This window comes from Mesorhizobium sp. M5C.F.Ca.IN.020.32.2.1 (assembly GCF_004023105.1).
Taxonomy (GTDB): Bacteria; Pseudomonadota; Alphaproteobacteria; order Rhizobiales; family Rhizobiaceae; genus Mesorhizobium; species Mesorhizobium wenxiniae.
The window spans coordinates 1-2,179 of record NZ_RZSX01000983.1; the positions used below are offsets into that span (position 1 = coordinate 1).

General features: G+C 62.5%; 1 protein-coding gene and 2 pseudogenes. All 3 read left to right on the plus strand.

Going from position 1 to position 2,179, the window contains the following annotated elements:
• A pseudogene (locus EOA86_RS41595) lies at window positions 1–78 on the plus strand (protein-L-isoaspartate O-methyltransferase); the annotation flags it as partial.
• A 186-nt stretch (window positions 79–264) separates the two neighbouring features.
• Window positions 265–1,674 (plus strand): TolC family outer membrane protein, encoded by a 1,410-nt coding sequence (locus tag EOA86_RS31800; RefSeq protein WP_128345227.1) that lies wholly within the window; start codon window positions 265–267, stop codon window positions 1,672–1,674.
• A 211-nt stretch (window positions 1,675–1,885) separates the two neighbouring features.
• Window positions 1,886–2,179, plus strand: a pseudogene (locus EOA86_RS40830) (DUF2497 domain-containing protein); the annotation flags it as partial.

The following is a 2,179-nucleotide window of genomic DNA, read 5'->3' on the forward strand; positions in this document are numbered from 1 at the left end:
GTAGCCGGAAGAGGCGCATTTAATGCGGCAATTAAGCCACTACCGGGATTCGAACGTATTCGTGCGTTTGAGTTCTGAATGATTTTGGCTTGCAGCAAAGGCGTTGTCATGTTCGCTTGCGCTTGAACAATAGTTGCTGATCCGCATAACCGGGGTGTTCTTTTGGGGGCTGACAGCAGGGAACCTGAAACACACCGCGCCGGCTGCCCAAATGGGAGAAGCCGGCGCGGTGTGGTTCCCATGCAAAACGAATGAGGGAATAACGTGCCGTCTTTACGCAAGAGCCTTTTTGCCGCCGTCCTCGTTTCGGCGACCGCGCTTTCTCCGCTGGCCGCCTCGGCGGAAACTATTCTCGGTGCACTTTCAAAAGCCTACCAGAACAATTCCCAGCTCAATTCGGCTCGTGCCGGCGTCCGTGTCACCGATGAGGGCGTCGCCATCGCCAAGTCGGGGTGGCGCCCGACCATCACCGGTTCTGCGGACATCGACTTCTCCAGAAGCCATTTCGATGCCCGTATCAATGGCCCCGGGTCGAACCGAAGCATCTCGTTAACCACTGGCAACTTCGGCGTCCAGATCGACCAGACTCTGTTCGACGGCTTTCAGACCAGGAACAACGTCGCTGCCGCCGAATCGCAGGTCCGCGCATCGGTCGAGAGCCTGCGCAACACCGAAGAGAACATTCTGTTCAACGCGGCAAGCGCCTACATGGACGTGATTCGCGACCGGCAAGTCGCGGTGCTGACGGAGCAGAACCTGCAGTTCCTGACCGAGCAGGCGCGCGCCGCACGTTCGCGCTTCGACGTCGGCGAAGGCACCCGCACCGACGTGGCACAGGCCGATGCCGAGCGCTCCTCTGCCGTGGCGGAACTGGCCGCCGCCCGCGCGCAGGCGCTGGCAAGCGCTGCGACCTATCGCCAGATCGTCGGCGACGAGCCAGGCAGGCTCAGGGCCGCTTCGCCGCTGTCGAAGCTGTTGCCGTCGAACCTCGATGCGGCGATCGCGATTGCATCCAGCGAGCACCCGGCCATCCTCGCCACCCAGCATCTGGTCGACGCGGCGGCGTTTGGGGTGAAATCGGCCGAAGGCGCGCTGCTGCCGCAGCTTTCGGCTTCCGCCGGCGTTTCCAGCGCCTATCGCAGAACGGCCCCGGGCTCTGCCGATACGGGGCAGGATGGCACAACCAATTCGGCCAGCATCGGTGCCACGTTGACAATACCGATCTATTCGGGCGGGCGCACGTCGGCGATAGTGCGTCAGAATAAGGAATCGCTCAGCCAGGCCCGGATCGAGGTCGATGTAAGCCGCGACACCGTACGGCAAGCCGTGACCTCGGCATGGACGCAATATATCGCCGCGCAGCAAACCGTGGTGGCCAACAGGCAGGTGATCGCCGCCGCGCAGCTTGCCTTGAGCGGCGTCATCGAGGAGCGCAATGTCGGCCAGCGCACCACGCTCGACGTTCTCAACGCCCAAGCCACGCTCATCACCGCCAAGATCAACCAGGCCAGTTCCGAACGCGATTTGGTGGTGGCGAGCTATGCCATCCTCTCGGCGATAGGTCGTCTTTCGGTCGATCGTCTCGCCCTTCAGGTGACGAAATACAGACCCGAAGAGCATTACAATGCGGTCAAGGACAAGTGGATCGGCCTGCGCACGCCAGACGGCCGCTGATCGCTCCACCAGTTTCAATTCCGTCCAGTTTCAAGGCATTAGAGCCCGCCGTTCAAAGGAACGCGCGGGCTCTAATCTGTTGAAATCCAACGCGCCCTCAGATTGGGGATTCTCGTAAGGCGATCCGTCGGTTACGCTGTTGCCATGATTCGAATCCGGCTTTGGCCGGACTGGAAATCTGCAACGAGTCACAAGGGCGGCGGATGTGACGATGGCGACAGCAAGCAGCGTACAGCGCGAACCTTCCATGGAGGAGATACTGGCTTCCATCAGGAGGATCATCGAGGACAACGATACCGGCCGCAAGCAGCCGGATGAAGCGGACGACCTGCTGCAGGATTTAGCGTCGGTTGCCGTGCCTGCACCGGCGGCAGGCGAGGCGCCGCCGGCGACAGGCGAGGCGCCGTCGGCGGTAGGCGGGGCGCCACCGGAGGCGGGGGCGTTTCGCGCCGAGTTGCGTCCGGGGTTCGACGCCAGGAGGCCGGTCACGCTGACCGAGGGGCAG